The sequence below is a fragment of the Arthrobacter sp. PL16 genome (genome assembly GCF_035985055.1).
In the GTDB taxonomy this organism is placed as follows: domain Bacteria; phylum Actinomycetota; class Actinomycetes; order Actinomycetales; family Micrococcaceae; genus Arthrobacter_D; species Arthrobacter_D cheniae.
In genome coordinates, this window is record NZ_JAXCIC010000001.1 from 715,348 (window position 1) to 738,655 (window position 23,308).

Genomic DNA, 23,308 nt, shown 5'->3' on the forward strand with positions numbered 1-23,308 from the left:
ATCGGAGTACACAAATGGTTTCTGTCGTCCTGGCAAGCACAGTCGTCGTCGTTGTAGCCCTTGCTTTGTTCGCCATCGCCTCGTCCACGCTCTACCTCAACACCTACGCGTGGTGGGATCCGAAAACTCAGGTCCGGACCTCCTACAGCGGGCTGCTGGAGACCGAAAGCGTCTCATTTTCACTCATCATGCCCTGCAGAAACGAGCGCGAGGACGTCATGAGGGCCACCTTGGCAGCGCTCCTGACCCAAACCCACTCAAAAAAAGAAGTCATTATCTCAGTAGGCCACGACGATCCCGAAACAGTAGCGACGGCGTACCGTCTGGCCAACGAGTTCCCCGAACTCGTCCGAGTCAGTGTGGATAGCAACGAGACCAAGAACAAGCCGCTCCAGCTCAACCGTGCCCTGGAGACCTGTCGCAATGACGTCGTGGGCGTCTTCGACGCCGAGTCGATTGCCGCGAAAGCCCTGCTGTCCCATATCGACAGTGTCTTCATGGCCCGGAATGCCGACGTCGTGCAGGGCGCAGTGCAACTAATCAACTACCGCGACACGTGGTACTCGCTGCGCAACTGTCTTGAATACTTCACCTGGTTCCGGTCCAGGCTGCATGCCCACTCCCGGCAGGGCTTCATCCCGCTGGGCGGTAACACTGTCTTCATCAAACGTGAACTCCTCAACGCGGTCGGTGGGTGGGATGGTTCCTGCTTGGCTGAGGACTGCGACCTAGGGGTCAGGCTGTCCACCCTCGGTAGACGCATTGTCGTCGCCTACTCACCAGAACTGGTGACCCGCGAAGAGACCCCCGATTCGGTGGGCACCCTCATCCGGCAACGCACACGGTGGTCCCTGGGATTCATGCAGGTCTTCGCCAAAGGCGATTGGAAAGCCTTGCCGACCCGGCGTATGCGTCTGATCGCCTGGTGGACTCTGATGCAACAGCACTTCATGGCCTTCGCCGGTGTATGCATCCCTGTCGCGATCATCGCCGCCGTCTGGGGAAATTTTCCGCTCATTGTCACCTTGATAGCGTTCCTGCCCCTCATTCCCACATTCGCCACCATCGCCTTCGACCTGTGCATGCTTCGCGAATTCGGCCGGGACCACCGCTTCGAGTTGTCTTCCTATGACTATTTCCGACTCATCGTCGGCACGCCGTTCTACCAAGTGATCCTGGCCTACTCTGCACTGCGCGCATTGGTGAAGTTTCAGCGCGGAGATTTCAGATGGGAAAAAACCAGCCACGCAGGCTCGCACCTCGTCTATATCGAACAGGCCGCCGTCGCGCAGTCCTGACCTCACCATCCAATGCACTCTTCCGCCCTTCTCGGACCACGGTCAGTTGGGCGCACCCACAGGAGATAACCCATGGCACTGCTGGAACTTCGACCCCCTGTTCGGCCTCCCGATCAGGGAATCAGACCCGCACACAAAGCTCCGTTAGACGCCCGCCACTCATTCACGCTCAGACGCCTGACCCGCCAGGACCGCCTTGTCATGGCAGCGCTGTTCATCATGGCCGTGGTCTTCAGCCTGTGGAATCTCACCGGCGCCCCCAGCTACCAGGACGACGAGGGAACCTACACGGCGCAGGCATTTTCCGTCCACAAGGGCACACTGGCCCCCTACACCTACTGGTACGACCATCCGCCGCTTGGATGGATTCAGATCGCGGCCCTGAACTGGATCCCAATGCTGTTCGACCTTGGAGATGGCACCGCGATCGGCGCCACCCGGTACGTCATCGCCGCGTTCTTCGTTTCCAGCGCGATCCTCCTCTACATGCTGGCGCGCCGCCTCACCGTCCGTATTCCCTTTGCCGCGCTGACAACAGTTGTTTTCATCCTCTCCCCGCTGTCCCTGGTTCTGGGCCGGCAGGTTTATCTCGATAATGTCGCTGTCCCTTGGGTCCTGCTCGCGTTCTACCTAGCGCTGAGTTCACGCCACGCGCTGGGACACCACGTCTTCGCGGGCACATGCTTCGCCATCGCCGTTCTGTCCAAGGAAACACTGGCCATCTTCGGGCCCGCCCTGTTGCTGACCCTCATCAACCGCCCCCGTTGGAGTAACAGGGCGTTCTCGGTCGTGGGATTCCTCGCCGTCGGTGCGCTGGTCCTTGCGTTCTATCCACTGGCTGCACTGCTACGCAACGAACTCCTTGCCGGGCCCGACCACGTGTCTCTTCAGGAAGCGCTGACCTTCCAATTCCTTGAGCGATCGGGATCGGGGACCATCTTCGAGACCGGCTCGAGCCGGGCGGAACTATTGACCGGTTGGCTCTACTTCGACAAGTACCTCATCACGGCGGGCCTTATCGCAGCACTTGTCTGCCTGTTTCGTCGCAACTCTCGAGCCATCACCCTGGCTGTCGCACTCTTCGCGTTACCGATCGTTCTCGGGCAGGGGTATCTGCCCGCCATGTACATCATCGCCGTCATCCCGTTCCTCGCCCTCGCCGTCGGCGTCGGCGTCGACATCGCCTGGAGCGGTACTGAGAAGCTATGGCGGCACCATGTTGGGCTCAAGAATCCCCTTCGCGGATTGTTCGTGGTAGCGCTCGGTGGATCCCTGGTACTGATGTCCATGCCGCAGTGGTTTGAACAGGACCGCGAACTCCTGACGGCCGAAACCAACACCGACTGGAAGAACACCATGATGTGGGTTCAGGACAATGTGTCCCGCGAGGATGTCGTGCTCGCTCCTTACTCGATGTGGCATGACCTGAACTCAAGCGGTTGGGATGACCCCTGGAGCATGATTGCCGTCGAGAAACCAGACCTCGATGCTCAATTCGATCAAGTACATCCCGGAAGCTGGCGGGACGTGGATTACATCGTGGTGGGCCCCACGGTCCGGGCCAATATCGAAAACCTGGGTCTTACCCGTACGGGCAAAGTGCTGGAGAACTCAGTACCCGTGAAAACCTTCGGAGAGTGGAGCATCAACAAAATGACAGTGCCGCTTGAAGAACTGGCCGTCAGGGGAACGCCATGAAGCTATCAGTGATCGTGCCGACGTTTAATGAAGCCCCGAATATCCATGAACTTGTTCAGCGAACCACGACAGCCTGCCTAGGCATTGAAGCTGAACTTATTTTCGTCGACGATTCCACCGACTCAACCCCCTCAACTATCCAGGACGCGGCAGTGAACTCGACCCTCCCGGTTCGTATGATCCACCGCGACCATCCCTCCGGTGGCCTGAGTGGAGCGGTTATCGACGGTATCACCGCCAGTGACGCAGAATACTGCCTGGTTATGGACGGTGATCTTCAACACCCACCTGAAATGATTCCGGTACTGCTGTCCCAGCTGGAGAATACGGCCAGCGACGTCGCACTTGCCTCCCGATACTGCGGGGAAGGAGGCAGCAACGCAGGACTCTCCGGAACCTACCGCCGCATGGTGTCGGCGTCAGCAACCCTGGTAACCCGTTCCCTATTCCCGGTCCGGCTCAAAGATTGCTCCGATCCAATGACCGGGTTCTTCGCAATACGAAAAAGCAGCATCGACATGGCAGCACTTCAACCCAGCGGCTTCAAGGTCCTGTTGGAAATTCTTTCCAGGCAACGCTTGAAGATTGTTGAGGTGCCCTTCATTTTCGGGCGCCGCTCTGCGGGAACATCGAAAGCCTCCATAGGTCAGGGCCTGCACTTCATCCGACAAGTAGGAGAACTCCGAATGGGACGCATCGGTCTCTTCGCCGTCGTCGGAGCCATCGGTACCCTCCTGAATCTGTTGATCATGACCGCGCTGCTGTTCCTCGATGTCCACTACGTCGTAGCGGCTATCGCAGCAGCCGAAATCACCATCCTGTCGAACTTCCTCATGCAGGAGAAGCTGGTCTTCAACGGGGCACTTCACAGGGCTGCCAGCACCCACAAACGATTCCTGCAATCCGTAGGATTCAACAACGCCGAAGCACTACTCCGCTTACCCGTCCTGGTGCTTCTCGTAGAAATGCTCCTCATCAACAGCGTGCTAGCGCAGGCAGGAACCCTCGCAGCTGCCTTCGGGCTGAGATATCTGTTCCACACCAAGGTGGTCTACCTTGCACGGCCAAGAATCAAGCCACTCCCCGACGATGTAATACCTGCAGATCAAATCCCTACCCGGCTCGCCCTGGAAACCGTCAGCCCATCCCGGCCATAGTGAGCGACAGCACCTCTCCATGCCGAGCAACGCTCGCAAGCCACTGAGGATGCAGGTGGCACCATCCGCTGGGTTCGACTCACCGCTACGAAGCACACACGCGCGCTTACCCTGTGCCTACGTCCGAGGTGTGGTCGGTGAGGCTCAGTTGATTGACTCCACAGTGTGCCGGAGCGACCTTGAGGTCCTGTAGGACGCCGTCGCGCAGAACGCGAATGGGAGCCCCGTGGTAATTCGGCACGAGGCCATCCTTCTGCTGATTCGCCTGCAGCCCTCGAGGTCCTAGCGCCGATCGTGGCGATCACGTGCTGTGGTCAGCCGCGGTCGTCATCTGAAGCGGTCACCGCCATCGGAGAGTGTGAGCTTTGGGTGGGAACGTAGGCGTCCAGCCACCAGGCAGCAGCGTCGATGGCGGCCCTGCGCACGTCGCGCCGCGAGAGGAAGACGTCGTGCATGGCGCCCGGTAGCCGACGGATCGTCACGCACCGGCCGAGCTCCGCGGCCCGGCGCACCATCGGGGTCACATCGAGAACGGTGTCGGTCTCGAGCATCGCATCGTTCCAGGTGGCGCTGATGGTCGATGCTGTCGAGCAGAGGACGAGCACCGGCGCCTCGATGGAGATACCGCGGGCGAGGGTCGCCTGCCCGGCGAGGACGGCAGCGAGCCAGCCTGCCCGGATGGGGAAACCCGTTTCGGGGCGCCACGCGGGATCTATGGTCCACTCGCCGTCCCGCGTGTCACTGATGCTCCTGAAGTAGAGACCCAGTTCGGGAAGCCGTAGTCGGGCTTTCGGCCGGAGGCGTGAGACCGTGTCGAGGATTCCCTGGGCGGCGCTGCGCAGCAGGGCGCTGCCCTGCGTGTCGAGCCAGGGACTGTTGAGCACCAGGCCCGCGATCCTACCGGGGTTCCTCGAAGCCCAGAGGGCAGCGGTCAAACCGCCTGTGGAGTGGGCCATGAGCACCAGTTCGACGACCGGCGACGGGGCAGGATCCGGCGACCGCTTCCACTCCTGGTGCAGATCCAAATGCGGATCCTGGAGCTGGACCGAGCGTTCCGCAGCCCGTTTCGCCAGGCGCCGTCGGAGGGCTGCGATGGCTGCCTCCAGGTCGGCGTCGTAGTCGTCGAGGGACGTAGCAAAGCCCGGTGTCTGGCCCGGCCTCAGGCTCCGGCCGTACTTGTGCAGATCGAGCGCGAAGAACGCCCACCCGCGCTCGTGCAATGTCCCGGCCAACTCGACCTGGAAGAAGTAATCGCTGAAGCCGTGGAGGTACAGGACGGCGCGGACGGGAGGCTGGTCGTCGCGCAGGCGGGCTTCCGGCTCAGGCAGCAGGGGTTCGGGCCCGAGCCGGCCGGATTCCGACCCGGGGAGCCTGGATCCCTCCGGCTCGTACGCCACGAGCGTCGCGACGCGCTGTCCCTCGTCGTCCGGCTCCAGCGGTAGCGTCAGGGCGCGAAAGTCTGCGCCGAGAATGTCCTCCGACCAGAGCTCGTCCATGATGCGACCCTACCTTCGGGCCACAGGCGCGACCCAGCGGGGCATGGGCTGCGACTTGGTGCCCGCCCCTCCCACATGGAATTCTGGGTGCATGCGCTTCTACCCGACCTTCTTCCGGCTCGTCTTCTCCGGAATGGACGCCGAAAGGGCCCACAGGATCGGGTTCGCGCTCATCCGGGCCGTGGATCTCACCCCTGCCGGCTGGGGACTTCGCCGCTTCTGCGCGCCCCACCGAAGTCTGGCGACCACCGCCTTCGGAATGGACTTCCCGTCGCCGTTCGGGCTCGCCGCAGGGTTCGACAAAGCAGGAAAGGGAGTGCTTTCGCTCACGGCACTCGGCTTCGGACACGTGGAGATCGGGACGATCACCGGCCAGGCGCAGCCGGGCAACCCGGCTCCGCGTCTCTTCCGGCTCGTCGAGGATCGTGCCGTCATCAACCGCATGGGGTTCAACAACGACGGTGCCGCCGCCGTCGCCCCCCGCCTGCGTGCCGCCCGGCAGAGGCTGGCTCGACGCTACGGAGTGCGGATGCGCCCAGTGGTGGGAGTGAACATCGGGAAGACGAAGAAGGTGGAGCTCGTCGACGCGATCGCCGACTACCTCGTCAGCACCGAGCAGCTGGCACCGGTGGCCGATTACCTCGTCGTCAATGTCTCCTCGCCGAACACGCCCGGACTCCGGCTGCTACAGAGCGTGGAGTCGCTGAGGCCACTGCTCGAGGCCGTACGGAGCACCGCCGACACGGCGGCGGGACGCCACGTACCGCTCCTCGTCAAGATCGCTCCCGACATCACCGACCAGGACATCGACGACGTCGGAGCGCTCGCCCTCGATCTGGGTCTCGACGGCATCGTCGCGACGAATACCACCATCACCCGGGAAAACCTGACCACGGATGCTGAGACGGTAATAGCCAAGGGTGTCGGCGGGCTCAGTGGCGCTCCACTGAAGGCGCGCTCACTCGAGGTCCTGAAACGGCTCCGATCCGCAGTCGGTGACGGCTTGGCGATCGTCGCCGTGGGAGGAGTCGAGACGCCCGAGGACGTGTCGGAGCGGCTGGATGCGGGGGCCACGCTCGTCCAGGGCTACACCGCCTTCCTCTACGAAGGTCCCTTCTGGGCGCGCCGCATCAATCGGGGGCTGGAGCGCTCACGCCGGCTGTCACCCTGATGGAGCTGCCGAGCTAATAGAGCTGCCGACCTGGTGGAGCTGCCGACGCAGGAGCGTCAGACGGGGTACTGGCCTCGCCGCACCTGGGGCTTCGGCAGTCGCAGGCGTCGCAATTGGAGCGCCCTGGTCACGCCGTACCAGAGATCGCCCTGATTGGGCGCACCGAACTTCCCGGTGAGCTTCTTCTTCAGTGAGCGGCGCAGCAGGATGCAGTCTACGATCACCGCGACGATGAGGACCCAGAACGCCATCAGCACCGCGCTCTGCACGGCGAGCGACTGGAAGAAGCTCAGGATCACGAAGACGAGGGCCGCGATCATCAGGAACTCACCCACGTTCACGCGGGCGTCGACGAACTGGCGGATGTAGCGCCGGCTGGGGCCCTTGTCCCTGAGGGGCAGGTACTTCTCGTCGTCGGTATCGAGTGCCTGGCGCATCTTCGCCCGCTCGTCCCGCACCGACGAGCGGCTCTGCTCGCGGGCAGCCTTGCGATCATTGGGTACAAGGGGTCGCTTGCGGGCGGCCTCCTGCACGCTGCGCTTGGGCGTTGGTGCGCGCTTGCCCTGTGCGCGCAGGGCTTCCTGGGTGTGTGAAGCGCTGTCGACGACTTCCTGGGCAGCGGGGGTCTTTTCTTTTCGTCCGAACACACCCTCAGGATACCGGCTCGAGTGGCAGTGCCATCCCGAGCGGTCGGATACGTCGGAGCGACGCGGCGCGGCCCGCTCCACCGGGCTGAGTCCATCTGCCCAGCCCTCCGTTGGCCATGTGTAGGGTTCTGGCATGACCTCCAAGAACCCCTCTTCCGAGCACCAGCCCGATCCGGCCGACGTCGGTGAGCAGTTGCGAGCCAGCGTCGACGCGGCCTTCCCGCGGATCGTCGAGCAGCTGTCCGGCCTCGTGGCCATCCAGGGCATCGCGTGGGAAGCCTTCGACGCGCATGAACTCGATCACAGCGCCGAGGCCGTCGCGGAGCTGATCCGCAGCATCGGGATCGAGGACGTGCGCATCCTGCGCGTCGACAACGACGGCGTCCCCGGAGGACCTGCCGTAGTCGCCCGCCGTGTGGCCGCCGACGGCAAGCCGACCGTGCTCCTCTACGCACACCATGACGTCCAGCCGCCTGGAGACCCTGACCTCTGGGAGTCGGAGCCTTTCGTGGCGACCGAACGAAACGGCAGGCTCTACGGTCGTGGCGCCGCCGATGACAAGGCCGGCATCATGGCGCACATCGGAGCGTTCGGGGCCCTCACCGAGGTCCTGGGGAACTCCTTCGGGGTCGGCGTGACACTCTTCATCGAGGGTGAGGAGGAAGCCGGATCCCCGACGTTCCGATCCTTCCTCGAGACGTATCGGGACGATCTCGAGGCCGACGTCATCGTTGTTGCCGACTCGAGCAACTGGAAGGTCGGCGTGCCTGCCCTCACCACGAGTCTTCGGGGCCTGGTCGACGGCACCATCGAGGTGCAGGTGCTCGACCACGCCGTGCACTCCGGCATGTTCGGCGGTCCAGTGCTCGACGCCCCGACCCTCCTTGCACGGCTCATCGCGACACTGCATGACGACGCCGGGGACGTGGCGATCGCGGGCCTCACGAGCGGTGACCACGCGACGGTCGACTACGCCGAGCAGGACTACCGTTCGGATGCCTCCGTGCTCGACGGCGTGCAACTGGCGGGAACAGGGTCCATCGCGTCGCGGCTCTGGCACAAGCCGGCGCTGTCCATCATCGGCATGGACATCCCCAGCGTTGCGCTGTCCTCGAACACTCTCCTTCCACGCGCCCGCGCCAAGTTCAGCCTCCGGCTCGCTCCGGGGCAGGAGCCTGCAGCCGCCATGGATGCCGTCCGCGCGCACGTCGAGTCCCACGCCCCGTTCGGGGCCAAGGTCACCTTCACGCCGGGGGAGACCGGCAGCCCTTTCCGGACGGACACCACCGAGCCGGCATCGCGCCTCGCGCTCGAGGCGCTCGAGGAGGCATGGGGCGTTCAGGCCGTCGAGGCGGGGATGGGTGGTTCCATCCCCTTCATCGCCGACCTCACCGAGCTCTTCCCCTCGGCCCAGATCCTCATCACCGGCGTCGAGGACCCGGATTCCAGGGCGCACAGCGCGAACGAGTCGCTCCACCTCGATGAGTTCCGGAAAGCGGTCCTTGCCGAGGCGATCCTCCTGGCGCGGATCAACGCCGGCGGGCTGTCGCGCACCTGAGATGCACGGGGCCCGGCGGGTGGAAATGTTTCCGGCCCTCCGCCCGTTATGACAGAAGCACGTCCGGCGTACCATGGAACGAAGCCGTGCGCGCGACACCGCGGACAGCACTGAGAGCGGACACACCACGGTGTGGCCCGAGCTAGGAGAAACACTATGAGCACATCGACCACCGAGACCGGGTCCCTCCAGGAGTCCACCGAGCTCCCCGTGCACGAGGTCGACCTGTCCGACGTCGCTGCCGGCAAGGTTCGCAGCCTCCTCGAACAGGAAGGACGGACCGACCTGCGACTGCGCGTCGCCGTTCAGCCGGGTGGCTGCTCGGGCCTGATCTACCAGCTCTACTTCGACGAGAGGGTTCTCGACGGCGACGCCGTCCGGGACTTCGAGGGTGTCGAGGTCATCGTGGACAAGATGAGCGTTCCATACCTCTCCGGGGCGTCCATCGATTTCGAGGACACCATCTCGAAGCAGGGATTCACCATCGACAACCCGAACGCAGGCGGCTCCTGCGCCTGTGGAGATTCCTTCCACTAACACGCTGCAGAGGCCCGGAACATCACGGATGACGTGTGTTCCGGGCCTTTTGCTTGTCACAGGATCGACGGGGTTACGGGTAAGCTCTACAGTGAGTAGTAAAACTGGATGTGCACCCCGTGCAGCTTCATGGGCGGGTGGCAACGCACGTAGAAAAGGAAGGTCCGTCTGTGAGTTCGCAGGACCGAACCGGTAGCAAGCGCGTCAGGATCGCAAAGATCTCCAGCATCTCGCTGGTCGGCGCCCTCCTACTGACCGGCTGTTCGGCAGAAGCCCAGAAGGGTTGGCTTCCGGCAGACCGGGACAACACCAATCACACCGGGATCATCACCGATCTATGGGTCAACTCGTGGATTGCGGCAATGGTGGTCGGCCTCATCACGTGGGGCCTCATCATCTGGTGCATGGTGGCCTACCGCCGGCGGAAGAACGACACCGGTTACCCGCGCCAGATCAGCTACAACCTGCCACTCGAGATCTTCTACTTGACGATCCCACTGTTCATGGTTCTCGTGTTCTTCTATTTCACGGAGCGGGACATCGCCACCATCGACGCCCGTGTCGAGGACCCCGACGTCATCGTGGACGTTCGAGGCAAGCAGTGGTCATGGGACTTCAACTATGTCAACGAGGACAAGTACTCCACCGGCGTGCAGGGCAGCTTGAACGGTGAAGAGGGCGTACCAGAGAACCTGCCGACCCTGTACCTTCCCGTGAACAGGTCGGTCGAGCTCCAGCTCAACGCCCGCGACGTCCAGCACTCGTTCTTCGTGCCGGCGTTCCTGCAGAAGCGCGACCTCTACCCGGGACGCACGAACTACATCAACCTGACGCCCACGAAGGAAGGTACCTTCGCGGGCAAGTGCGCCGAGCTGTGCGGTCAATACCACTCGGAGATGCTGTTCAACGTGGAGGTCGTCTCGCAAGAGGAATTCGACGCTCAGATGGCGCAATTGGAAGACGGACAACTCGGTGACGAGTACGACCGCGACTCCTACCCCGAGGACGATCCTGATACCGACCCAGCTAGGAGCAGCAGCTGATGTCCACCTTCGAATACACCCTTGAGGAAGCCGGCACCGTTGCCGCTCCACGCGTCGTTCCACGCTCCAAGGGGCGCATCGTCGTCAACTGGCTCACCTCGACGGACCACAAGACGATCGGGTACATGTACCTGATTTCCTCCTTCGTCTTCTTCTGCTTCGCAGGCGTGATGGCCCTGGTCATCCGGGCGGAGCTCTTCGAACCCGGGATGCAGGTCCTGCAGACCAAGGAGCAGTACAACCAGCTCTTCACGATGCACGGCACCATCATGCTCCTGATGTTCGCGACACCGCTGTTCGCGGGCTTCGCGAACGTCATCATGCCGCTGCAGATCGGTGCACCCGACGTCGCCTTCCCTCGGTTGAACGCACTCGCTTTCTGGTTCTTCCTCTTCGGCAGCTCCATCGCGGTCTCGGGGTTCATCACACCGCAGGGCGCCGCCTCGTTCGGCTGGTTCGCCTATGCACCGCTGTCTAGTACGACGTTCTCACCGGGCGTGGGTGGAGACCTCTGGGTGTTCGGTCTTGCGCTGTCCGGCTTCGGAACGATCCTGGGCGCGGTCAACTTCATCACGACGATCATCTGCATGCGTGCGCCCGGCATGACGATGTGGCGCATGCCGATCTTCACCTGGAACACGCTGATCACCGCGATCCTGGTCCTGATGGCCTTCCCGCCGTTCGCTGCGGCACTCTTCGCCCTGGGCGCCGATCGACGCTTCGGAGCCCATATCTTCGACCCCGAAGCAGGCGGCGCCATTCTCTGGCAGCACCTCTTCTGGTTCTTCGGGCACCCCGAGGTATACATCATCGCGCTACCGTTCTTCGGCATCGTCTCGGAGATCTTCCCGGTCTTCAGCCGCAAGCCGATCTTCGGCTACAAGGGCCTGGTCTACGCGACGATCGCCATCGCAGCGTTGTCGGTCACGGTGTGGGCCCACCACATGTATGTCACCGGTGCCGTGCTCCTGCCGTTCTTCGCCTTCATGACGATGCTCATCGCGGTTCCGACGGGCGTGAAGTTCTTCAACTGGATCGGCACTCTCTGGAGGGGTTCGCTCACCTTCGAGACCCCGATGCTGTGGAGCCTCGGCTTCCTGGTGACCTTCCTCTTCGGTGGCTTGACCGGCATCATCCTGGCTTCGCCTCCGCTCGACTTCCATGTATCGGACACCTACTTCGTCGTGGCGCACTTCCACTACGTGGTCTTCGGGACCGTGGTCTTCGCGATGTTTGCCGGTTTCTACTTCTGGTGGCCCAAGTTCACCGGCAAGATGCTGAACGAGCGTCTGGGCAAGATCCACTTCTGGATGCTCTTCCTCGGCTTCCACGCGACCTTCCTCATCCAGCACTGGCTCGGCGTCGAGGGTATGCCCCGGCGGTACGCGGATTACCTTCCCGAGGACGGTTTCACTGCGATGAACCAGTTCTCGACGGTCGGATCCTTCGTCCTCGGTGCTTCGATGATCCCGTTCTTCTGGAACGTCTACATCACCTGGCGGACCGGCAAGAAGGTCGAGGTCGACGACCCGTGGGGCTTCGGCGCGTCGCTGGAGTGGGCAACATCCTGCCCTCCTCCCCGCCACAACTTCACCTCGCTGCCCCGTATCCGCTCGGAGCGTCCTGCACTCGACCTGCACCACCCCGAGCTGCAGCAGACCCACACTCCCGACGAAAGCCCTGCCGGCTTCATGGGCTCGGCCGACCGGAAGGACGCCAACGCATGAAGATCGAGACCAAGCTCTTCACGTACCTGATGCCCTTCTTCCTCCTCGTCGGAACGGTCTACGGATTCCTCGTCGAATGGTCCGAGCCGGTAGGGTTCCTTGCGCTGTACCTCACGGGCGGCCTGGCCGGCATGATCGGCTTCTACCTGGCCTTCACGGGCAAGCGTGTAGGCGACCGGCCTGAAGACCGTCTCGACGCCGAGATCCACGAGGGTTCCGGAGAGCAGGGACACTTCAGCCCCTGGAGCTGGTGGCCCCTGGTCCTCGGCCTCGCAGCGGCCACAGGTTTCCTGGGGATCGCCATCGGATTCTGGATCACGTATATCGGGCTCGGGCTGGCCGCGGTCGCCCTGGTCGGTTGGGTTTTCGAGTACAGCCGTGGGTATCACGCCCACTAGCCCCAAGAGGACGACAAAGAGGGAGTTCGCCACGTGCGGACTCCCTCTTTTTTAGTACAGTCGGTAGTGTCGGCCCGAGATGGGCGTCAACCAAGGGGAGGAGTGACACCATGGCCGTGTTGCCGAGACCCTTCGACGCCGAACCGCTCGATCGGACCTCGCCCGAGGCGAAACACGTGCAACTCCGCGAGAGCCTCCGGCGCTACATCGGCACCTACTGCGGACCCGGAACAGGTATCCCGTCCGAAAGACAACTGAGCGACTACTTCGGAGTCGCGCGGATGACCGTGCGACAGGCTATCGACGCCCTCGTCGCGGAGGAAGTCCTCGAGCGCATCGTGGGGCTCGGAACGTTCGTGGCGCGCAGCAAGGTCGACCTCCATATGAAGATGACCTCGTACACGGAGGAGATGATCCGGCGTGGGATGGTGCCCGACGCACGTGTGCTGAGCTTCGAACAGCAGGGAGCCACTCCGCTGGTGGCACGGGAACTGCAGATCGAGATCGGTCAGCCCGTTGTGCGGTTCCGTCGCCAGCTGCTGGCCGACGGGGAACCGATGAGCGTCGACGAGAATTTCATCCCCGCTCATCGCGTGGCCGGGATTCTGGATGATCCACCGCCGACATCGCTCTACAACGTGCTCAGCGAGAAGTACGGGCTGGTCATGGAATGGGGTGAGGACACTATCGAGGCAACGGCAGCGTCACCGTCCATTGCCCGCCTGCTCAATGTCGAGATGAACGCTCCGCTGCTCAAGATCCAGCGGCACGCCTATGTGGCTCGCGCGATGGTGGACTACTCCGTCTCGTACTACCGCGCCGATCGGTACAAGCTCTGGGTGCCCCTGCAGCGCCCCGGCGTCCGCACTCCGCGTGCCTACAGCTCGAAGCGACTGGGATAGCTTCCGGAGGCCCTCGTAGCCCCTACGGGCGCGCGACGGAGAGGACGAACGCGGCACCGATGACGGCTCCGACGGCGTAGCCGGCGATCACCTGCGCAGCCGTGTGGGCGTGGAGTGCCACCCGTGCCCATCCGACGGCGGCAGGCACCACGATCAGCACGAGGCCCCAGGGTCCGAGGAGCGAAACGGCCCCGAAGACGACGAACACGGCCACTGCGGAGTGCGCCGACAGCTTCCACCAGAGATTGGCGACAAGGACAGCCACGACACCGCCGACCGTGCACAGGACTGCTGCGATCACTATTCCGGGCGCATCCAGAAGCACCAGGAGCGCAAGCCCGGCGGCAATCGAGACGAGGCTCCCGGCAAGGATGGGGGCTCTCTGCCTGCGATCGCTGATGTGATGGTCGGACACATGGCCGCGACGGACCAGCAGCAGTACCCCGGCGAGGGGGAGGGCAGTGGTGAAACCTACCGATACCAAGGAATAGACGATGCCCTCGGGCCACTCGGCGGACCTCGAAGCGGCAAGGACCAGGAACAGCGACACCAGCACAGCGGGGGCGCACACTTCACTCACCGCGGCAGCGAACGCTCGTGTAGGCGACGGCTGTGGCTCGGGCCGACTCTCTGCTGTCCGCCGGTCGGGAATACCGTTCGTCACGCTCGAGATCCTGTCGTTGCAGGCTGCCGTCCGGGCCAGGTCCCGGACATGACGAAGGGTCCGGACTCGTGGAGTCCGGACCCTTCGTTCAGGCGTTCAGGGAGCAATCCCTAGTGGCTCGCGATGGACTCGCGGTCCTTCGCCCCGGCGATCTCGTCGTGGTGGTCTCCATGTGACGCAGCCAGTTCCTTCGGCGTGACCGGTGCTACCCGATCTTCGAAGAAGAAACGCGACACACGGCCGTGGACCTTGTCGAGGCGGCTGATGCGACCATTCTCGTCCGGCTTCGGAACCATGACCTCGGGCGAATCGAAGCTGGTCAGCTTGTAGCGCTTGTAATCATCGACCTGCTCGTGGACCTCGATGAACTCACCGTGCGGCAGGCGCACGATACGGCCGGTCTCTCGCCCGTGAAGGGCGATCTCGCGGTCCTTGCGCTGCAGCGCGAGTGCAATTCGACGGGTGACCATGAAGGCGAGGACAGGACCAAGGAACACCAGTGCGCGCAGCCAGTAGGTGACATCGTTCAGGGACACGAGGAAGTGGGTCGCAATGAGGTCCGAGCTGGCGGCCGCCCACAGAACGCAGTAGAACGTGATACCTGCGACGCCGATGGCCGTGCGGCTGGGAGCATTGCGCGGCCGGTCGAGGAGGTGGTGCTCGCGCTTGTCCTTCGTGACCCACGCCTCGATCCAAGGCCAGGCGAACATCAGGGTGAAGACGATGGCGGCCGGTACCAGGGCGGGAATCAGCACGTTCAGCGAGAGCGCATTCACGCCCCAGGGGAACGGGATCATGAACTCGAAGTCGAAGTTGTTACCAAGGGTTCCCGGCATGAGGCGGAGTGCGCCATCGACCCATCCGATGTACCAGTCGGGCTGGGTGCCCGCCGAGACGGGAGAAGGATCGTACGGCCCGTAGTTCCAGATCGGGTTGATGGTGAAGGCTGCGGCGATGGCAGCGAGGACACCGAAGACGATGAAGAAGAATCCACCGGCCTTCGCAGCATAGACAGGACCGACGGGGTATCCGACGACGTTCGTATTCGTGCGACCGGGGCCTGCGAATTGCGAGTGCTTGTGCAGCACGACCATGAACAGGTGGATGCCGATGAGTAGCAGGATGACAGCGGGGATCAACAGGATGTGCAGCACATACAGTCGACCGATGATCATCGTGCCGGGGAACTCTCCGCCGAAGAGGAAGAAGCTCAGGTAGGTGCCGACCACGGGGATGGCCTTCATGACGCCGTCGATGATGCGCAGGCCATTACCGGAGAGCAGGTCATCAGGGAGCGAGTATCCGGTGAATCCGGCGGCCAGGCTCAGGATGAGCAGGACACAACCGACTACCCAGTTGAACTCACGGGGCCTACGGAATGCGCCGGTGAAGAAGACGCGGAGCATATGCACGGCGACCGAGGCCGCGAAGAGCAGGGCCGCCCAGTGGTGGATCTGCCGCATGAACAGGCCACCACGGATGTCGAACGAAATATCGAGGGAGGATGCGTAAGCGACCGACATCTCGACACCGCGCAGCGGAAGGTAACTGCCTTCGTAGTGCGTCTCGGCCATCGACGGGTCGTAGAAGAAGGTGAGCCAGGTACCGGAGATCAGGAGGATGACGAAGGTGTACAACGCCACCTCACCGAACATGAAGGTCCAGTGGTCGGGGAAGATCTTCCGGCCGAACTCCTTGACAATTCCCGAGCCGCCGACCCGGGAGTCCACATAATCGGTGACCTTCCCGACGCGCGTCTTCGGCGTATAGGTGGTCGTCGCAGTTGAGCTGCTCATGTCAGCCTCGCTCCCAGAAACTAGGTCCTACGGGTTCTTGGAAATCACTTGAAGCGACGAGATAGCCTTCGTCGTCGACTTCGATGGGAAGCTGTGGCAGCGGCCGTGCGGCCGGTCCGAAGATCACTTCGCACTCTTGCTCGAGGTCGAAGGTGGACTGGTGGCAAGGGCACAGCAGGTGGTGTGTCTGCTGTTCGTACAGCGCTACCGGGCAGCCGACGTGCGTGCAGATCTTGGAATACGCAACAATTCCGTCGTAGCCCCAATTCTCCCGGCCGGGGGAGGGATTGAGCTCCTCGGGGTCCAGGCGCATCAGCAGGACGACTGCCTTGGCCTTTTCCTCGAGCTTGTTCTCGATCTCGTTGAGGCCTTCAGGGATGACGTGGAACGCCGATCCGACGGTCACGTCCGACGCCCGAATGGGGGTGCCACTGGGATCGCGGGTCAGGCGGACGCCGGCGTCCCACATGGTGTGCTTCAACGAATCCCCTGGCAGCGGACCGAGGTCACGGAAGATGGCGATAGCCGGCAGGGGAGCCAGGAGGGCCGCTCCGAGAAGTGTGTTCCGGATGAGCGGGCGGCGCTTGATCCCGGACTCCTCGAGGATGTCGTTGACGATCTTCTCGGCGTCCTGGCGGTCGTTCTCGGGGCGGATCTCGTGGCGGCTCTCCGTGACCTCGTGGTCCGGCATGAGTGTCTTCGCCCAGTGGACGATACCGACGCCGATGCCGAGCATCGCGAAGGCGGTGCCCAGACCGAGCATCAGGTTCTGGAGCCTCAGCCGCTCGATGGTCTGATCGAGCGGGATGAAGAAGTACCCCACGAAGAAGAGCAGGGTGCCGATCGCGGAGATCGCGAACAGCAGGGCCACCTGGCGTTCAGCGCGCTTCTCCGCACGCCGGTCGCGGTCCGCGAGGCGCGGACGGTGCGGCGGTAGGCCGGGGTTCTCGAACTCATCGAGTTCCCTGCCCGGCGTAGCGACGGTGACCGAGGTTCCCGGAGCGCCGTGACTAGAGTCGGCCATGATCTGTCTCATCCTTCTTTAGGTGCTGCGTGCGCAAGTCCATAGGTGATTCGTTCTCGTGGTGCCGCTGGATGGTCACGAGGACCTTGATGTGAGCCACACGGTGAAGGCGATGATGACGCCCAGTCCGGCTACCCAGATGAAGAGACCCTCGGACACCGGCCCCAGGGATCCGAGGTCTGCGCCACCGGGGGAGCCCTGCTCCTCGATGGTCTTGAGGAAAGCGATGATGTCCTGCTTGTCCTCGGGTGAGATGTTCGCATCGCTGAAGACGGGCATGTTCTGCGGGCCGGTGACCATGGCCTCGTAGATGTGCTTTTCGCTGGTGCCGTCGATCGACGGTGCGAACTTGCCTCGGGTCAGCGCGCCTCCGGCTGCTGCCGCGTTGTGGCACATCGCGCAGTTCACCCGGAACAGCTCGCCGCCGTTGGAGGAGTCACCTTCGGAAGCGTCGAGGATTTCCTCGTCGGGAATGGCAGGGCCGGCTCCGAGTGAGGCGACGTAGGCGGCCATCTGCCTGATCTGCTCGTCCGTGAACTGGACCGGCTTGGCCTGTGCCTGGGGTCCGTCCATCTGCAGGGGCATGCGTCCGCTGCCTACCTGGAAGTCGACCGACGCGGCGCCGACGCCGACGAGGGATGGAGCAGCGTCGGAGCCGGTGGCACCCATTCCATGGCAGGACGCGCAGTTCGCGGAGAACAGCTTGCTGCCCTCTTCGACGTCGTTCGCGGTGAATGTGGTGGTCTGTGCCTGCGCCTCGTTCGCGGTGCTGGCTGCGGCGTAGATCCCGCCGGTGACGAGGAGTGCCATCAGGAGCAGCGCGAGTGCTGCTAGTGGATGACGCCGCCTCTGGGAAAGTGCCTTCACTGAGTGGTTCCTACCTGTTGTGGTGCCAGAGCTGCTGGAGTTCTTCATTGAATTCTACCTCTAGTAGAAGAGTTTACAGGAGGGAATTACTGAAGGAAGTAGATGATGAGGAAGAGGCCGATCCAGACGACGTCGACGAAGTGCCAGTAGTAGGAAGTCACGATCGCCGACGTGGCTTCGAAGTGGCCGAACTGCCGCGCGATGAAGGCGCGGCCGATGATGAACAGGAAGGCGATCAGCCCGCCGATCACGTGGATGCCATGGAAGCCGGTGGTGATGTAGAAGGCCGACCCGAAGGGGTTGGAGGAGAGCGCCACGCCCTCGGACACCAACTCTGCGTACTCGTAGGCCTGCACCGAAACGAAGATCGCTCCCATGAAGAACGTCAGCAGGAACCACTCGACCATTCCCCAGCGGGCCAGCGCGAAGACTCCGCCCGTCCTGCGGGGCTGCAGGCGCTCGGCGGCGAACACGCCGAACTGGCAGCTGAAGGAGCTGGACACCAGGATCACGGTGTTCACCAGCGCGAACGGGACGTTGAGCTTCTCCGTCTCCATGGCCCAGAGCTCGCTGGAGGTGGACCGCAGGGTGAAGTACATGGCAAAGAGGCCGGCGAAGAACATCAGCTCGCTGGACAGCCACACCACAGTTCCTACGGAGACCATGTTGGGACGGTTGAGCGCGGGATGCGGGGCGGCGCTGGGGGCTTGGGTCGCAGATGTCACAGACTCATTATGTCCCCAAGATCAGCGTGATCACCAACGCGAAACAGTGCCCCGGAGCCCTGTATTGAGCCGAAGCGAGGCAGGACGCCCGTCAATACGCGGAACTTCCCCATGATGACTTTCTACAATTCGTAGATAATCTGGGACGGTGAGCCTGACAACCAGCCCTGAAGCCGCGCAACCGACCTGGCCGTCGATCTTCTCGTCCCTCCTGGCACGGACCGATCTGAGCACTGCGCAGAGCCGTTGGGCCATGGATACGATCATGGCCGGCGAGGCCAGCCACGCCCAGATCGCAGGGTTCCTCGTCGCTCTCCGGGCGAAGGGCGAATCGGTCGCCGAGCTCGTCGGACTGGTGCAGGCGATGCTGGGCAGGGCCCATCGCATCGAGGTCTCCGGCACGACACTGGACATCGTCGGAACAGGTGGTGATGGCCTCAATACCCTGAACATCTCGACGATGTCCTCCCTCGTTGCAGTAGGGGCCGGTGCAAAGGTTGTCAAGCATGGGAATCGGGGGGCGTCGTCGGCGTCCGGAGCCGCGGATGTCATCGAGGAACTCGGTGTCCGCCTCGACCTCCCGCCGGCCGACGTCGCAGCTACCGCCGAACAGGTCGGCATCACGTTCTGCTTCGCCCAGGTCTTCCACCCGTCCATGAAACATGTGGCAGTGCCCCGTCGCGAGCTGGGTATTCCCACCACCTTCAACTTCCTCGGACCGCTCAGCAACCCGGCCGGCGTCAGCGCGCAGGCCCTCGGTTGCGCTGATGCCAGGATGGCGCCCCTGATGGCGGGAGTCCTCGCCGCCCGGGGTATCCGCGCCCTCGTTTTCAGGGGCGATGACGGCCGGGACAAACTCACGACCAGTGGCTCGTCGACGGTATGGGAGGTGCGGGACGGCGAGGTGCAGTCCTGTGAGGTGCATCCTGGCGACTTCGGGCTCGACGTCGTGCCGGTCGACGCGTTGCGCGGCACCGACGCTGCGGGGAACGCGAAGGTGGTGCGGGCCGTGCTCGGAGGCCATGCCGGGCCGGTGCGGGACGCCGTCGTCCTGAACGCGGCTGCAGGGCTGGTGGCGCTCGACGAGGCGTCGGACGGTTCGTTGGTGGATCGTATCCGCACAGCGATGGAGCGGGCACGGACGTCGATCGATTCAGGGGCCGGGGCGGACGTACTCGCCCGTTGGATCGACGTCAGCCGGTCACGCTGACCGGTCAGTCGCCGAGGGCTCCTGCGACCCGGTGCTCAGCTGTCGAAGCCCAGCGAGAACGCGGCATCGAGGTCGTGCTGGGAGTAGGAGCGGAAGGCGATCTGCGTCGTCGTGGAGCGGATGCCCTCGATCTTCGACAGGCGATCGGCGATGACATCCGCGAGGTCCTCGTGCCGGCTGACGCGGGCGATGGCGATGAGATCCCATTCACCCGTCACCGAATAGACCTCGCTGATGCCCTCGATCTCGGAGATGGCCTGTGCGCTCTCGGGGATGCGCGCGGCGTCGGTCTGGATGAGGACGAAAGCTGTGATCATGGTGTGCCTTTCGGATAGGACTGGACCTGGCTCTACGCTACCGGCCGACGCCGACCCCTCAGGGCGCCGAGGACGGCCCGCGGCACCAGGAGGAAGATCCCGAGGACCAGCAGCGTGACGATCTGGAAGCTGAGGGCGACCCCTGCTCCCGACAACGCCCGAACAGCCAGGCCTCCTGCGACGGTCCCGAGCCACAGCACGACGGCGGTCGGCCAGATCCTCGAAGGTGAGCGCCAGGCGCGTATCGCGATCACCGCGAGGACATATGAAAGGAGGAAGGGCCAGGCCGTCTCGAGGACGCCGACGACGGTGACGCCGTGTTCGTGCGTCCTCCTACCGGAGGCGGCGAACGCGAGGAGCAGGACGACGTCGACGGCCGACCAGGCGACCGCCCGGCCTGGCACTCGCGGCGCAGGGTGCGGCGCCGCAGAGCGGGAAGGGGCACTCCTGGACATACGGCAAGCCTACGTGTTGTCGCCGCCGTGTCCTTGAACTAGGTTCGAGCCACCGTCCGCGCAGTGAGGCGCGGCTCGAACGAAGGACACCTGCAATGGGATCGATCACTCCATGCCTCTGGTTCGACGGCAAGGCCGAGGAAGCTGCCGAGCTGTACACCTCCGTGGTGAGGAACTCGCGGATCGTCAATGTCTCCCGCACGGGTCCCTCGGACAGCGACCCCGCCCTCACCGTGTCGTTCGAACTGGATGGCCAGCCCTTCGTGGGCCTCAACGGGGGTCCCCAGTTCTCCTTCACCGAGGCCGTGTCCTTCCAGATCTCCTGCAGCGATCAGGCGGAGGTGGACCAGTACTGGTCAGCACTGACCGACGGGGGCGAGGAGAGCAGGTGCGGGTGGCTGAAGGACAGGTACGGGGTGTCGTGGCAGATCATCCCGGCGGTCCTCGCGTCCCTCATCGGAGGACCCGACGCCGAAGGTGCCCAACGGGCGGTCGCGGTGATGCTCGGTATGCAGAAGCTGGACATTGCGGCCCTGGAGGCCGCATACCGCGGAGACTGACCCTGCGTGGGCAGGAGGTGACGGGATGGTGGTCGAACCGTCGCCGGATGGCACAGGTGCCGCACAGCTACGGGAAAGCTCCTCCACAAGGGCTGCGGTGACAGTGGGTGAAGGAGCCGAAGCGGTTCTTCACCCACAGGCCGCAGGAAGCGGCGAATCGAGGAGAAACAATGATCCAACGCAGGAAGATCGCACTCGGTGCCGGCGCGGCTGCCCTCGTGGCCGGAGCGAGCCTCGGCGTCACGGGTATGGCCAACGCGACGACGGTGACACCTGAGCCGTCGACCAGCGCCTCTGCCGAGCCGCGCGAGGAAGGGCGCGGCGGAGGCTCCGGCCGGCATGGCGGTGGCTTCGACCCGGCGGGCCTCGCGGAGAAGCTCGGTGTGGGGGAGTCCGAGGTGACGGACGCCCTGCAGTCGCTGCGGGACGATGCGCGTTCCGGTGCGGACGAGAATGCGGATGCGGGTACGAAGCCGGACCGGGAGGGTATGCGGTCCGATATTGCTGCGTCCCTCGCGCAGGCTCTCGGCCTCGACGAGGCGACGGTGCGGACCGCCCTCGACGAACTGCGGACGGAGCAGCAGGAGGAGCGATCGGCCGCCCTGCAGGAACGCCTCGACGCTGCAGTCTCCGACAGCTCCCTGACCCAGGCGGAAGCCGATGGTGCCGCCAAGGCGGTCGAACTGGGGATCCTCAGGGGCGGCGGACCACGCTAGCCCGGAAAGCGCGGATCGGGTCCGCAACGGCACCCTGCTGTTGCGGACCCGACCTGTCCGCATGATCCTGGTCCCCGGCCGGGCGGCGTCGTACTGTTGTGCCGGTCGCCACCGAATCCTCAGCCCCCAGTCCGGACGTACGACGGCGGCCTGTCCGTACCTTCCGAGGAGCAGCCATGACAACGCTCAGCCGTCGCCCCAACACTGCGCTGATGGTCATCGACGTACAGAACGGCGTCGTCGCCGATGCCTACGACCGGGACACCGTGGTCACCAACATCAACGCGCTCCTCGACAAGGCCCGGGCCGAGGACGTGCCCGTCGTGTGGGTGCAGCATTCGGATGCTGGGCTGGCACGGGGAACGGAGCCGTGGCAGGTCGTGCCCGAACTGCAGCGGCTCGACGACGAAGCGCTCGTGCACAAGAGCTATGGCGACTCGTTCGAGGAGACGGATCTCGAGGACGTGCTGGCCGCGGCGGGCGTCGGCAGGCTCGTGGTGTCCGGAGCGCAGTCGGACGCCTGCATCCGATCCACCATCCACGGAGCCTTCGTCAGGGGTTATGACGTCACCCTGGTCGGCGACGCCCACACCACCGAGGACCTGAGCGCATGGGGCGCACCGACCCCGGACAAGGTCATCGGGCACACCAACATGTACTGGCAGTACCAGTCGGCGCCAGGGCGGACTGCTGCCGTCTGCGCCACGACGGACGTCACCTTCATCGGCTGACCGTCCGCGTCCGCACCACGCGTTACCTCAGGGGAGCCGGGAGGGGCGTAGCACCGAGGCGAGGTGCGCCCTGCCCGGATCAAGCTCTACTGGACTGACGAGGACTGCCGGCCCACGATGCACGGTTCCCGTTGTGAGCGGGCGGCACCGTAGCCCGCCCCGGCCCCGCATCGCCCTGTGCGCACCGGATGCCAGGACGCGGTCCATCCACGCGCAGGGGTGGGCGTGCCGGCCTCCATGGAACGTGACGCTTCCGCCCGCGGTCTCGAGGACGAAATCCTCCCCGATGAGAGGCGTGAGCTCGGCGCCCCGCAGGATGATGTTGCGGCGGGGCAGGAGCGGATCGAAGGGAGCCACGTCCAGTTCGACGGCGATGGCCTCGAGGGACTCGACGGTCATGAGGGTCACGGCCGCGTCCATGTGCGCTGCCTTGCCGAAGAAGCGGTCGCCGACGATTCCCTTCCCGGCAACGATCTCGGCGCTGTCGGCATCTGAGGTCGGCACGTCTGCTGCGCCGTCACGCGCCCGCCCGAAGTAGGCATGGCCACCCGAGACGAGCAGGTGGAGGATCTCGACGTCGTACCGGTATTCACGGACCATTCCCTCACGCT

24 protein-coding genes are annotated in these 23,308 nt (G+C 64.0%); 14 read left to right on the forward strand and 10 right to left on the reverse strand.

Annotation, left to right across the window (positions count from 1 at the left end; all coding sequences use genetic code 11):
- Positions 1-14: 14 nt before the first annotated feature.
- The 3 genes from RCH21_RS03265 to RCH21_RS03275 all read left to right on the forward strand — a co-directional run bounded on the left by RCH21_RS03265 (position 15) and on the right by RCH21_RS03275 (position 4,153).
- Positions 15-1,298 carry a glycosyltransferase gene (locus RCH21_RS03265; protein WP_326963160.1) on the forward strand — a complete coding sequence of 428 codons (1,284 nt, stop codon included), beginning with the start codon at positions 15-17 and terminating at the stop codon, positions 1,296-1,298.
- Between the two features lie 201 nt (positions 1,299-1,499).
- The gene (locus RCH21_RS03270) at positions 1,500-2,996 is read left to right on the forward strand and encodes a glycosyltransferase family 39 protein (RefSeq protein ID WP_326963161.1); all 1,497 of its coding nucleotides are present in this window, start codon (positions 1,500-1,502) and stop codon (positions 2,994-2,996) included.
- A complete protein-coding gene (locus RCH21_RS03275) occupies positions 2,993-4,153 on the forward strand; it encodes a glycosyltransferase (protein WP_326963162.1) in 1,161 nt (386 codons plus the stop codon). Before RCH21_RS03270 ends, RCH21_RS03275 begins: the two co-directional genes overlap by 4 nt.
- A gap of 314 nt (positions 4,154-4,467) precedes the next feature.
- Here RCH21_RS03275 and RCH21_RS03280 read toward each other — a convergent pair whose 3' ends face one another.
- A complete protein-coding gene (locus RCH21_RS03280; RefSeq protein WP_326963163.1) occupies positions 4,468-5,649 on the reverse strand; it encodes an alpha/beta hydrolase in 1,182 nt (393 codons plus the stop codon).
- 91 nt (positions 5,650-5,740) lie between these two features.
- Here RCH21_RS03280 and RCH21_RS03285 point away from each other — a divergent pair, with 91 nt between their 5' ends.
- Positions 5,741-6,820 (forward strand): quinone-dependent dihydroorotate dehydrogenase, encoded by a 1,080-nt coding sequence (locus RCH21_RS03285; protein ID WP_326963164.1) that lies wholly within the window; start codon positions 5,741-5,743, stop codon positions 6,818-6,820.
- A gap of 56 nt (positions 6,821-6,876) precedes the next feature.
- On the opposite strand, the gene RCH21_RS03290 is transcribed toward RCH21_RS03285, so the two are convergent.
- On the reverse strand, positions 6,877-7,467 hold the full coding sequence (locus RCH21_RS03290; protein ID WP_326963165.1) for a DUF3043 domain-containing protein: 591 nt from the start codon (positions 7,465-7,467) through the stop codon (positions 6,877-6,879).
- 133 nt (positions 7,468-7,600) lie between these two features.
- Here RCH21_RS03290 and RCH21_RS03295 point away from each other — a divergent pair, with 133 nt between their 5' ends.
- The 6 genes from RCH21_RS03295 (at position 7,601) to RCH21_RS03320 (ending at position 13,632) form a co-directional block, all read left to right on the forward strand.
- A complete protein-coding gene (locus tag RCH21_RS03295; RefSeq protein WP_326963166.1) occupies positions 7,601-9,025 on the forward strand; it encodes a dipeptidase in 1,425 nt (474 codons plus the stop codon).
- Positions 9,026-9,181: 156 nt separating this feature from the next.
- Positions 9,182-9,562, forward strand: coding sequence for a HesB/IscA family protein (locus RCH21_RS03300; RefSeq protein ID WP_120147672.1), 381 nt, complete (start codon positions 9,182-9,184; stop codon positions 9,560-9,562).
- 170 nt (positions 9,563-9,732) lie between these two features.
- Entirely contained in the window at positions 9,733-10,605 is an 873-nt protein-coding gene (ctaC, locus tag RCH21_RS03305) for an aa3-type cytochrome oxidase subunit II (protein ID WP_120147671.1), read from the forward strand.
- Positions 10,605-12,332, forward strand: coding sequence for an aa3-type cytochrome oxidase subunit I (gene ctaD, locus RCH21_RS03310; protein WP_120147670.1), 1,728 nt, complete (start codon positions 10,605-10,607; stop codon positions 12,330-12,332). Before ctaC ends, ctaD begins: the two co-directional genes overlap by 1 nt.
- Positions 12,329-12,730, forward strand: a complete 402-nt coding sequence (locus RCH21_RS03315) for a cytochrome c oxidase subunit 4 (RefSeq protein ID WP_120147669.1) — start codon at positions 12,329-12,331, stop codon at positions 12,728-12,730. The genes ctaD and RCH21_RS03315 overlap by 4 nt, the downstream gene beginning before the upstream one ends.
- A gap of 110 nt (positions 12,731-12,840) precedes the next feature.
- Complete coding sequence (locus RCH21_RS03320) at positions 12,841-13,632, forward strand: GntR family transcriptional regulator (protein WP_120147668.1); 792 nt, start codon at positions 12,841-12,843, stop codon at positions 13,630-13,632.
- Between the two features lie 22 nt (positions 13,633-13,654).
- On the opposite strand, the gene RCH21_RS03325 is transcribed toward RCH21_RS03320, so the two are convergent.
- The 5 genes from RCH21_RS03325 to ctaE all read right to left on the reverse strand — a co-directional run bounded on the left by RCH21_RS03325 (position 13,655) and on the right by ctaE (position 18,708).
- Positions 13,655-14,212: a phosphatidic acid phosphatase gene (locus tag RCH21_RS03325; protein ID WP_147394296.1), complete on the reverse strand. Its 558-nt coding sequence runs from the start codon at positions 14,210-14,212 to the stop codon at positions 13,655-13,657.
- 194 nt (positions 14,213-14,406) lie between these two features.
- A complete protein-coding gene (gene qcrB / locus RCH21_RS03330; protein WP_120147666.1) occupies positions 14,407-16,092 on the reverse strand; it encodes a cytochrome bc1 complex cytochrome b subunit in 1,686 nt (561 codons plus the stop codon).
- A gap of 1 nt (position 16,093) precedes the next feature.
- Positions 16,094-17,116, reverse strand: coding sequence for a cytochrome bc1 complex Rieske iron-sulfur subunit (gene qcrA / locus RCH21_RS03335; RefSeq protein ID WP_120147665.1), 1,023 nt, complete (start codon positions 17,114-17,116; stop codon positions 16,094-16,096).
- Between the two features lie 75 nt (positions 17,117-17,191).
- Positions 17,192-17,983 carry a cytochrome bc1 complex diheme cytochrome c subunit gene (gene qcrC, locus RCH21_RS03340; protein WP_326963167.1) on the reverse strand — a complete coding sequence of 264 codons (792 nt, stop codon included), beginning with the start codon at positions 17,981-17,983 and terminating at the stop codon, positions 17,192-17,194.
- A gap of 86 nt (positions 17,984-18,069) precedes the next feature.
- A complete protein-coding gene (gene ctaE, locus RCH21_RS03345) occupies positions 18,070-18,708 on the reverse strand; it encodes an aa3-type cytochrome oxidase subunit III (protein ID WP_120147663.1) in 639 nt (212 codons plus the stop codon).
- Between the two features lie 148 nt (positions 18,709-18,856).
- Between ctaE and trpD the strand changes: the two genes are divergently transcribed.
- The gene (trpD, locus tag RCH21_RS03350; protein ID WP_326963168.1) at positions 18,857-19,918 is read left to right on the forward strand and encodes an anthranilate phosphoribosyltransferase; all 1,062 of its coding nucleotides are present in this window, start codon (positions 18,857-18,859) and stop codon (positions 19,916-19,918) included.
- A 35-nt stretch (positions 19,919-19,953) separates the two neighbouring features.
- Here the strand turns inward: trpD and RCH21_RS03355 are convergent, their stop codons facing one another.
- Both RCH21_RS03355 and RCH21_RS03360 read right to left on the reverse strand, forming a co-directional pair.
- Positions 19,954-20,235: an Lrp/AsnC family transcriptional regulator gene (locus RCH21_RS03355; protein WP_307082996.1), complete on the reverse strand. Its 282-nt coding sequence runs from the start codon at positions 20,233-20,235 to the stop codon at positions 19,954-19,956.
- A gap of 32 nt (positions 20,236-20,267) precedes the next feature.
- Positions 20,268-20,639, reverse strand: a complete 372-nt coding sequence (locus RCH21_RS03360; RefSeq protein ID WP_326963169.1) for a DUF3054 domain-containing protein — start codon at positions 20,637-20,639, stop codon at positions 20,268-20,270.
- A gap of 146 nt (positions 20,640-20,785) precedes the next feature.
- On the opposite strand from RCH21_RS03360, the gene RCH21_RS03365 reads away from it, so the two are divergent.
- The 3 genes from RCH21_RS03365 to RCH21_RS03375 all read left to right on the forward strand — a co-directional run bounded on the left by RCH21_RS03365 (position 20,786) and on the right by RCH21_RS03375 (position 22,697).
- A complete protein-coding gene (locus RCH21_RS03365; protein ID WP_326963170.1) occupies positions 20,786-21,250 on the forward strand; it encodes a VOC family protein in 465 nt (154 codons plus the stop codon).
- 170 nt (positions 21,251-21,420) lie between these two features.
- Positions 21,421-21,966, forward strand: a complete 546-nt coding sequence (locus tag RCH21_RS03370; RefSeq protein ID WP_326963171.1) for a hypothetical protein — start codon at positions 21,421-21,423, stop codon at positions 21,964-21,966.
- Positions 21,967-22,142: 176 nt separating this feature from the next.
- A complete protein-coding gene (locus RCH21_RS03375; protein WP_326963172.1) occupies positions 22,143-22,697 on the forward strand; it encodes a cysteine hydrolase family protein in 555 nt (184 codons plus the stop codon).
- A gap of 27 nt (positions 22,698-22,724) precedes the next feature.
- On the opposite strand, the gene RCH21_RS03380 is transcribed toward RCH21_RS03375, so the two are convergent.
- Complete coding sequence (locus RCH21_RS03380; protein ID WP_326963173.1) at positions 22,725-23,297, reverse strand: MOSC domain-containing protein; 573 nt, start codon at positions 23,295-23,297, stop codon at positions 22,725-22,727.
- Positions 23,298-23,308 lie beyond the last annotated feature (11 nt).

Bases quoted from the DNA above. Each gene is read 5' to 3' on its own strand.
- RCH21_RS03300 (WP_120147672.1), top strand. From the start codon at position 9,182: ATGAGCACATCGACCACCGAGACCGGGTCCCTCCAGGAGTCCACCGAG.
- RCH21_RS03370 (WP_326963171.1), top strand. From the start codon at position 21,421: ATGATCCAACGCAGGAAGATCGCACTCGGTGCCGGCGCGGCTGCCCTC.
- RCH21_RS03365 (WP_326963170.1), top strand. From the start codon at position 20,786: ATGGGATCGATCACTCCATGCCTCTGGTTCGACGGCAAGGCCGAGGAA.
- RCH21_RS03280 (WP_326963163.1), bottom strand. From the start codon at position 5,649: ATGGACGAGCTCTGGTCGGAGGACATTCTCGGCGCAGACTTTCGCGCC.
- RCH21_RS03380 (WP_326963173.1), bottom strand. From the start codon at position 23,297: ATGGTCCGTGAATACCGGTACGACGTCGAGATCCTCCACCTGCTCGTC.
- RCH21_RS03265 (WP_326963160.1), top strand. From the start codon at position 15: ATGGTTTCTGTCGTCCTGGCAAGCACAGTCGTCGTCGTTGTAGCCCTT.
- RCH21_RS03320 (WP_120147668.1), top strand. From the start codon at position 12,841: ATGGCCGTGTTGCCGAGACCCTTCGACGCCGAACCGCTCGATCGGACC.
- ctaD (WP_120147670.1), top strand. From the start codon at position 10,605: ATGTCCACCTTCGAATACACCCTTGAGGAAGCCGGCACCGTTGCCGCT.
- RCH21_RS03285 (WP_326963164.1), top strand. From the start codon at position 5,741: ATGCGCTTCTACCCGACCTTCTTCCGGCTCGTCTTCTCCGGAATGGAC.
- qcrA (WP_120147665.1), bottom strand. From the start codon at position 17,116: ATGGCCGACTCTAGTCACGGCGCTCCGGGAACCTCGGTCACCGTCGCT.
- RCH21_RS03375 (WP_326963172.1), top strand. From the start codon at position 22,143: ATGACAACGCTCAGCCGTCGCCCCAACACTGCGCTGATGGTCATCGAC.
- qcrB (WP_120147666.1), bottom strand. From the start codon at position 16,092: ATGAGCAGCTCAACTGCGACGACCACCTATACGCCGAAGACGCGCGTC.
- RCH21_RS03270 (WP_326963161.1), top strand. From the start codon at position 1,500: ATGGCAGCGCTGTTCATCATGGCCGTGGTCTTCAGCCTGTGGAATCTC.
- RCH21_RS03355 (WP_307082996.1), bottom strand. From the start codon at position 20,235: ATGATCACAGCTTTCGTCCTCATCCAGACCGACGCCGCGCGCATCCCC.
- RCH21_RS03315 (WP_120147669.1), top strand. From the start codon at position 12,329: ATGAAGATCGAGACCAAGCTCTTCACGTACCTGATGCCCTTCTTCCTC.
- RCH21_RS03275 (WP_326963162.1), top strand. From the start codon at position 2,993: ATGAAGCTATCAGTGATCGTGCCGACGTTTAATGAAGCCCCGAATATC.
- RCH21_RS03295 (WP_326963166.1), top strand. From the start codon at position 7,601: ATGACCTCCAAGAACCCCTCTTCCGAGCACCAGCCCGATCCGGCCGAC.